Source organism: Methylophaga sp. SB9B, assembly GCF_004832235.1.
Lineage (GTDB): Bacteria > Pseudomonadota > Gammaproteobacteria > Nitrosococcales > Methylophagaceae > Methylophaga > Methylophaga muralis.
In genome coordinates this window covers 300,083-308,226 of record NZ_SSXS01000001.1, presented here as the reverse complement: position 1 = coordinate 308,226, position 8,144 = coordinate 300,083, and the positions used below count along the sequence as shown (strand labels likewise).

Annotated in this window: 6 protein-coding genes and 2 pseudogenes; 6 read left to right on the top strand and 2 right to left on the bottom strand. The window is 44.0% G+C overall.

What is annotated here, in order from left to right:
- The first annotated feature begins 80 nt into the window (after window positions 1-80).
- Together E8Q33_RS01530 and E8Q33_RS01525 are read left to right on the top strand one after the other, a co-directional pair.
- Entirely contained in the window at window positions 81-566 is a 486-nt protein-coding gene (locus E8Q33_RS01530; protein ID WP_136552350.1) for a YajQ family cyclic di-GMP-binding protein, read from the top strand.
- A 13-nt stretch (window positions 567-579) separates the two neighbouring features.
- The gene (locus E8Q33_RS01525) at window positions 580-1,305 is read left to right on the top strand and encodes a thioredoxin fold domain-containing protein (RefSeq protein ID WP_136552348.1); all 726 of its coding nucleotides are present in this window, start codon (window positions 580-582) and stop codon (window positions 1,303-1,305) included.
- Here the strand turns inward: E8Q33_RS01525 and E8Q33_RS01520 are convergent.
- Both E8Q33_RS01520 and E8Q33_RS01515 read right to left on the bottom strand, forming a co-directional pair.
- On the bottom strand, window positions 1,297-2,049 hold the full coding sequence (locus tag E8Q33_RS01520) for a UDP-2,3-diacylglucosamine diphosphatase (protein ID WP_136552346.1): 753 nt from the start codon (window positions 2,047-2,049) through the stop codon (window positions 1,297-1,299). The two genes, E8Q33_RS01525 and E8Q33_RS01520, sit on opposite strands and share 9 nt — an antisense overlap.
- A gap of 19 nt (window positions 2,050-2,068) precedes the next feature.
- Window positions 2,069-2,649, bottom strand: a pseudogene (locus E8Q33_RS01515) (peptidylprolyl isomerase).
- A 164-nt stretch (window positions 2,650-2,813) separates the two neighbouring features.
- Between E8Q33_RS01515 and E8Q33_RS01510 the strand changes: the two are divergent.
- The 4 genes and pseudogenes from E8Q33_RS01510 to E8Q33_RS16625 form a co-directional block, all read left to right on the top strand.
- A complete protein-coding gene (locus tag E8Q33_RS01510; RefSeq protein ID WP_136552345.1) occupies window positions 2,814-4,481 on the top strand; it encodes a glutamine--tRNA ligase/YqeY domain fusion protein in 1,668 nt (555 codons plus the stop codon).
- Window position 4,482: 1 nt separating this feature from the next.
- Window positions 4,483-5,865 carry a cysteine--tRNA ligase gene (gene cysS / locus E8Q33_RS01505; protein ID WP_136552343.1) on the top strand — a complete coding sequence of 461 codons (1,383 nt, stop codon included), beginning with the start codon at window positions 4,483-4,485 and terminating at the stop codon, window positions 5,863-5,865.
- A 156-nt stretch (window positions 5,866-6,021) separates the two neighbouring features.
- Complete coding sequence (locus tag E8Q33_RS01500) at window positions 6,022-7,227, top strand: acetate/propionate family kinase (RefSeq protein WP_136552341.1); 1,206 nt, start codon at window positions 6,022-6,024, stop codon at window positions 7,225-7,227.
- A gap of 1 nt (window position 7,228) precedes the next feature.
- Window positions 7,229-8,144 (top strand): annotated as a pseudogene (locus E8Q33_RS16625) (phosphoketolase); the annotation flags it as partial.

Genomic DNA, 8,144 nt, shown 5'->3' with positions numbered 1-8,144 from the left:
TCCACGTGGATGAATTTCGGCATCATGCAAGCTGATGGTAGACTGGCGAGTTAAAAATTAATTAGATTGGGAGAAGCCAAATGCCCTCATTTGATATTGTTTCTGAAGTAGACATGCATGAATTGACGAATGCGGTGGATCAAGCAAACCGTGAACTGGATAACCGCTTTGATTTTCGCGGAACCGAAGCCAAAGTGGAGCAGTCTGACAAAACGCTGACCATGTTTGCCAACAGTGATTTCCAGTTAGATCAGCTGCTCGATATTCTCAGAATGAAACTGGTAAAACGCGGTATTGATATCAGTTGTTTAGAACTAAAAGATCCAGTCGGTTACGGCAAAATGCGCAAACAAGATGTACTGGTGCGTGAAGGTATTGAAAAAGATTTATCACGTACCATCGTCAAACTGATCAAAGAGAGCAAAATCAAAGTGCAGGCAGCAGTGCAAGGCGATAGTGTGAGAGTTACCGGCAAAAAACGCGATGATCTGCAACAGGTGATGGCTTTATTGAAAAGTCATGATTCGATTGATATGCCACTGCAATTTAACAACTTCAGAGATTAAGAGAATTATAAGAATGAATTTAAGCCGACTGGTATGGTTGCCATTATTGTTTTGCATGAGTTTTACTCATGCCGATGAAATGGCAAAGCTCAAAGCTGAACTCAAAAAACAATTACCAGATATGCAATTGCAATCGTTAAAGCCAGTCGGAGAAACCGGCTTGTATGAAGGCATTGTTGACGATCGGATTTATTATTTTACCGCCGATGGTAAATATTTATTGCAAGGTGATTTATTGGCTCTTGAATCACGCGAGAATATTACTGAAGCACGTCGGTTAGATCTGAAAAATGCGATATTGGCTGATCTGAACGAGGAAAGTTTAATCATTTTTTCGGCAAAAAAACCGGACTACACCGTCACCATATTTACCGATATTGATTGTGGTTACTGCCGTGAATTACATCGCCAGGTAAAAGATTATAACGATTTGGGTATCAGCATCCGTTATATGGCTTATCCGCGCGCTGGTGCCGAATCGGAATCAGGCAACAAATTAATTGAAGTCTGGTGTGCCAAAGATCAACAAAAAGCAATGACCGATGCCAAGGCACAACGAGAGGTGAAAAAAACCTCTTTATGTGAAAACAATCCGGTGGCAGAGCATTTTGAAATCGGTGGTAAATTGGGAGTGCGTGGCACACCAGCTATTTTTCTGGAAGATGGACAGATGTTACCGGGTTATGTACCGCCCAAAAAATTACGTGAAATTTTGGACGAATATCTCGGTTCAAGCTAATAGGAGCTGAGTTTCACCCTTAAGCAAACGCATATCGACTAAGCGTATTTTCTCAGCAGTAATTTCGATATAACTGGGTTCAGAGTGCCAATCACCTAACACGATTCGATAGCTAAGAATGTTTTCGAGTGATTCCAGCTGATGAATAGCCGGGCGGTGAGTATGACCATGCAGCAATAAATTAACTTGATATTGCTTCATAACCTGTCTGACAGCAGCTGGATTGACGTCCATAATCTGAGCCTGTTTATATTGTTTTTGCTGCTTGCTTTTGGCTTTGATTTTATCGGAAATACGTTGCCGTACAAACAACGGCATCGCCAAAAATAACTTTTGTAACCATCGCTTACGCACTATATTGCGATAACGCTGATAGCTCACATCATCAGTACACAAACTATCCCCGTGCATTAATAATATTGAATGACCGTAAAGATTTACCACTACAGGATCATCTAATAAGCTTCCACCAACTAATCTGGCAAAACCTTTTCCAAGCATAAAATCACGATTACCCTGCATCAGATAAATTTTGCTGCCTTGCTGCTGCTGATGTTGTAATGCTTGAATAAATGGATCAAATTCTGCCGGGATCAAATCGTCTCCCAGCCAGGTATTAAAAATATCACCCAAAATATAAAACGCATCTACCTCAGTCTGCTTTGTAATAAAGTCAGTGGCCAGCCGGATTAACTCCGGCTGATCTGGACTAAGATGTAAGTCTGATATGAACAGGGTTTTCATTTGATTTGGACGGGTTGAATTATTCGAGCACTATCGCTTTCTCAATCACTACAGCATCTGCAGGTACATCTTGATGGCCACCACGCATAGTAGTTTTTACTTTGCGAATCGCATCAACCACATCCATACCTTCTATGACTTCACCAAATACGGCATAACCCCAATCCTGCATGGTTTTGCCACGGTAGTTCAAAAAGTCATTATCTTTAGTATTGATAAAAAACTGTGCAGTTGCAGAATGCGGATCACCGGTGCGCGCCATCGCGACAGTGCCTTTTTTATTGCTCAAGCCGTTATCGGCTTCATTCTGAATTGGCGCTTCGGTTTTTTTCTGTTTAAAAGATTCATCAAATCCACCACCCTGGATCATGAAGTTTTCAATGACACGATGGAAAATGGTGCCATCATAAAAACCGGATTCAACATATTGAATGAAGTTTTTAACCGTTTCAGGGGCTTGTCAGCATCCAGTGCGATAACAATATCGCCGTGATTGGTGGTGAGCTTCACTTTAGTTTGAGTGCTGCCGCCTTCCGCCTGAGCAGCAAGAGAAAACGAAGCAAAAAACAGTGGCGCCAAATGGCGATAGAGTATTTTCATAGTGGCTTACTTCCAAAATTGCAAAAAACCAACATGATAGTGCATCAAAGCGATTCAGGTGAACACGAAACAGCTTTTCTGAGGCAACATGCCGAAACAGCGCTGTTATCCGATGCTGCTGACAGCGTATAATGCGCGTTCACATTTAACTGTAAACATTCAATATGTCAGAATCTGCCGTCAATCATAATTTTATACGCCCCATTATTCAGGAAGATATTGATTCTGGCAGGATTGCCGGAAAAGTGGTTACCCGTTTTCCTCCTGAGCCCAATGGTTATTTGCATATTGGACATGCCAAATCGATTTGCCTGAACTTTGGTTTGGCTAAGGAATTTGGCGGTGATTGTCATTTACGTTTTGATGATACCAATCCAGCTAAAGAAGAGCAGGAATATATTGAAGCCATCATGGAAGATGTGCAGTGGCTGGGCTTTGAGTGGGCGGGTGATGTGCGTTATGCATCAAGCTATTTTGAGCAGTTTTACGATTGGGCAATTCATCTGATCAAACAAGGCAAAGCCTATGTTTGTGATCTCACTGCCGAACAAGCCAGTGAGTATCGGGGCTGGGCGACCAAGCCTGGTAAAGAATCGCCATTTCGTGATCGCAGCATAGAAGAAAATCTCACTTTGTTAGAGAAAATGAAGCAAGGTGACTTTGCTGAAGGGTTTTGTGTTTTGCGTGCGAAAATCGATATGGCTTCGCCCAATATGAACCTGCGTGATCCGATTCTGTATCGCATTCGCAAGCAGTCGCATCACCAAACCGGTGACAAGTGGTGCATTTATCCCAGCTATGATTTTGCCCACGGGCAGAGCGACGCGATTGAAGGTGTTACCCATAGTATCTGTACGCTGGAATTTCAGGATCATCGCCCGTTGTATGAGTGGTTTATTGAAAACCTGCCGGTGCCTTCACAGCCTAAGCAGTATGAGTTTGGCCGTCTCAATATTAACTATACGGTGACCAGCAAGCGCAACTTAAAACAACTGGTCGATGAACAAATCGTAGCTGGCTGGAATGATCCCAGAATGCCAACGATTTCAGGCATGAGAAGACGCGGTTATACTGCTGCGGCATTACGTGCTTTTTGTGACGGTCTGGCCGTGGCCAAAACAGATGGGATTGTGGATATAGCCCAACTGGAATTTGAGATCCGTAAAGATTTAAATGAAAACGCAGCACGTGCTATGTGTGTTTTGAATCCTTTGAAAGTGACCATCACCAATGCTGCTGAAAGCGTTGAATGGCTGGAAGTAGCGAATCATCCGCAACAGGAAGCCATGGGGCAGCGTGCATTACCGTTCACTAAAGAAATTTTCATTGATGCCAGCGACTTTACTGAAGACACCAGCCTGAGCCGGAAAAAGTTCAAGCGTTTGGTGATTGATGATTATGTGCGGTTACGCGGTGCTTATGTCATTAAGGCTGACGATGTTATCAAGGATGGCAATGGCGAAATCATTGAAGTGGTTGCCTCATTAGTGCCTGATACCGTTGGACAGAATCCGCCAGCTGAAATGAAACCACGCGGCGTGATTCACTGGGTTTCGGCCACAGAAGGCAAAGAAGTCGAGTTGCGTTTATACGACCGGTTATTTTTGGCTGAAGCACCGGGGAAAGCAACGGGTAACTATCTTGATGACGTTAACCCCGATTCTTTAAAAGTGATTAAAGCGATTGCAGAACCGGCAATTGTGAATTGTGAACCAGAAACTGTTTTTCAGTTTGAACGCGAAGGCTATTTTATCAGTGATCGCTATGATCATAGCGCCGATACACCGGTATTTAATCTGACAATTGACTTAAAAGATACTTCAGACAAATAAAATGTTAAAACTCTACAACACCCTAACAAAGCAGAAAGACGTCTTTAAACCCATCGAACCAGGCAAAGTTAAAATGTATGTCTGCGGCATGACGGTTTACGACCTCTGTCATGTCGGTCATGCTCGGGTGATGGTGGTGTTTGATGTGGTGACGCGTTACCTGCGAGCCAGTGGTTATGATGTGACCTATATCCGTAATATCACCGATATTGATGACAAAATCATCAAACGTGCGATGGAAAACGGCGAATCGATTCAGACCTTAACCGACCGTTATATTGATGAAATGCATGCCGATGCCGATGCGTTGGGTGTTCTGCGGCCTGATCTGGAACCAAGAGCCACGGAAGCGGTTGATGCCATGCAAAAGATGGTGCAAACGCTGATCGATAAAGGCCTGGCCTACGTTGCTGACAATGGTGATGTTTACTACGATGTCAGCGAGTTTGAAGGTTACGGCAAATTATCTGGCAGACATATTGACGACCTGCGCGCCGGTGAGCGTGTAGCGGTCAATGAGGCTAAAACTGACCCGCTGGACTTTGTCTTGTGGAAAGCCGCCAAACCGGAAGAACCTTCCTGGGATTCGCCTTGGGGACCGGGTCGTCCCGGCTGGCATATTGAATGTTCAGCGATGTCGGCAGATACCTTAGGCCATCATTTTGATATTCATGGTGGTGGGCAGGATTTGCAGTTCCCGCATCATGAAAATGAAATTGCCCAATCCGAAGGGGCGCATGGCTGCCAGTATGTTAATTACTGGATGCATAATGGTTTTGTGCGGATTGATGACGAGAAAATGTCCAAATCGCTGGGTAATTTCTTTACCGTTCGTGAAGTATTGACCAAGTATCCAGCAGAAGCAGTACGTTATTTCATTTTAATGAGTCATTACCGTAGTCCATTAAATTACGCAGAAGATCAGTTGGAGCAGGCAAAAACTGCTTTAACCAGGTTTTATCATTCTCTGCGTGATGTCACACCACAAAAAGTCACGTGGCGGGAAGACGCTGAGTTTGCACCGCGTTTTGCTGAAGCCATGGATGATGACTTTAATACGGCCTTGGCATTATCAGTATTGGCAGATGTGCGTCAGGCATTGAACAAAGCCCGTGAAGAAAACGACGAGCAAAAATCAGCTTATCTGGCCGGATTGATATTGTCCTTTGGTGATGTACTTGGATTGTTTCAGCAATCTGCTGAAGCTTTCCTGACCGGTGGTCAACAAGATGAAACCGGTAAAATCGAACAATTGATTGCCGATAGAAATGCAGCCCGTGCGGCAAAAGATTGGGGACGCGCAGATCAAGTTCGTGATGAACTGACGGCGATGGGAATTGTATTGGAAGATGCTGCCGGTAAAACCAGTTGGCGTAAAATTTAAAGTTGCAAGTTAGCCACCTGCAAATGGTGGCTTAGCCGTTTAAATCTTTCACTGGCGATGTTTGATCCAAGTCAACATTAGCGTTGCTAATCTCCATCTTTACTATACAAAGCGATTTAGTCTGGGCATGATCAAATTCAACCTAATGGATTGATTATGCCTTTCGAAACAACGCTTCTAACTATCAACGGCGGTTCATCCAGTATCAAGTTTACGTTGTATAACGTAACCGAATCGCTAACCCCCATTATATCCGGCAAGCTCACAGGTCTGGGATTGCCTACAGCCAAGCTGCGCGTTATAAACTCGATTCAGGTAGAAGAATCCGCTGTAGATATCAAAGCTGATAACTACCAGCAAGCTGTTGCGGTATTGATAGATTGGTTCTATATAAATATTGATATCAGCTCTGTTAAAGCTATCGGACATCGAATTGTTCACGGTGGTCATCAGTATAAAAATCCGCAATGGGTCACCAAACCACTGCTAAAGCATTTATCGGCAATAACCCCTCTTGACCCACAGCATTTACCGGGTGAAATTCAATTAATCGAAGCGTTTGAACAGCATTTTCCACAGTTAAAACAAATGGTTTGTTTTGATACTGAGTTTCATCAACATCTGCCAACAGTTGCCAAATTACTCCCCATTCCCCGTCAATATTATGAAAAAGGTATTTATCGCTTCGGATTTCATGGCCTGTCATATCGATATTTAATGCAGGTGTTACAACAGCAGAATGCTGAAAAAGCGAATCAAGACAAGATAGTTTTGGCGCATCTGGGCAATGGTGCCAGCATGACCGCTGTCATAAATGGGCAATCTATTGATACCACAATGGCGATGACGCCGGCAGCCGGATTGGTGATGGGAAGTCGAAGCGGTGATCTTGACCCAGGTTTATTTGGCCTACTTAACCGAAGTGAAGGCATGACTGCTGAACAGTTTGAAACAATGATTAATAAGCAATCTGGATTGTTGGGGATTTCAACTACCACCAGTGATATGCAGCAGTTATTGGAACAGCGATCGACAGATCCAAATGCCAAGGATGCTGTCGATGTGTTTTGTTATCAGATCAGAAAACAAATTGGTGCCTATGCTGCGGCGTTAGGCGGTTTGGATACCCTGGTATTTTCCGGCGGGATTGGAGAAAACGTAGCGGAAATACGGACACAGATTTGTCAGCAACTGGCATTTATCGGCATTGAACTGGATAATGAATTAAATCAACAAAATGCTCTGCGCATTTCAACATCACAAAGCAGAGTTACTGTCTGGGTCATTCCGACCAATGAAGAATTAATGATTGCGCAGTCAATGTGTGATCTATTGAACCTGAATCATCAAGAGGAAAAGTAAAATGAAATCTGAAACATCGCATACATTACAGCCACTCGATCAGGACATACTAGACAAAATGCATGCTTACTGGCGTGCTGCAAATTATCTGTCGGTAGGTCAAATCTACCTTTATGACAATCCTTTATTAAAACAACCGCTGCAGGCAAGTCATATCAAGCCACGTTTGTTGGGCCATTGGGGCACCACACCCGGCCTCAATTTTATATATGTGCATTTAAACCGCGTTATCAAGCAACGTGATCTCAATATGATTTATATAGCCGGCCCCGGCCACGGTGGTCCGGCGTTGGTTGCCAATACTTATCTGGAAGGCAGCTACAGTGAAACCTATCCGGAGATTTCCGAGGATGAAGCGGGATTAAAACGTTTATTCAAACAATTTTCGTTTCCTGGGGGCGTCCCTAGTCATGTTGCTCCGGAAACCCGGGCTCGATTCATGAAGGGGGAGAATTGGGTTATGCCTTATCCCATGCCTACGGTGCGGCATTTGATAATCCCGATTTGGTTGTGGCCTGTGTGGTCGGTGATGGTGAAGCTGAAACTGGCGCGTTGGCAACCAGTTGGCATTCCAATAAATTTTTGAATCCTGAACATGATGGCGCGGTATTACCCATATTGCATTTAAATGGTTACAAAATCGCCAGTCCGACAGTGCTGGCACGGATCCCTAATGATGAGCTGGAAGCCTTGTTTTATGGTTATGGTTATACACCGTATTTTGTCGAGGGCGATGATCCAAAGCAGATGCATCAACTGATGGCGGCAACATTGGATAAAGCCATGGAACAAATCCGGCATATCCAGAACGATGCGCGTGAACATGGTGTGCATCTGCGTCCACGCTGGCCAATGATCATTCTTCGTTCACCCAAGGGCTGGACAGGTCCAGAAGAAGTGGATGGCAAAAAACGGAA

What these genes read in the sequence shown, in the direction of transcription:
- E8Q33_RS01530 (WP_136552350.1), top strand. Translation starts at nt 81, where the DNA reads ATGCCCTCATTTGATATTGTTTCTGAAGTAGACATGCATGAATTGACG.
- E8Q33_RS01525 (WP_136552348.1), top strand. Translation starts at nt 580, where the DNA reads ATGAATTTAAGCCGACTGGTATGGTTGCCATTATTGTTTTGCATGAGT.
- E8Q33_RS01520 (WP_136552346.1), bottom strand. Translation starts at nt 2,049, where the DNA reads ATGAAAACCCTGTTCATATCAGACTTACATCTTAGTCCAGATCAGCCG.
- E8Q33_RS01510 (WP_136552345.1), top strand. Translation starts at nt 2,814, where the DNA reads ATGTCAGAATCTGCCGTCAATCATAATTTTATACGCCCCATTATTCAG.
- cysS (WP_136552343.1), top strand. Translation starts at nt 4,483, where the DNA reads ATGTTAAAACTCTACAACACCCTAACAAAGCAGAAAGACGTCTTTAAA.
- E8Q33_RS01500 (WP_136552341.1), top strand. Translation starts at nt 6,022, where the DNA reads ATGCCTTTCGAAACAACGCTTCTAACTATCAACGGCGGTTCATCCAGT.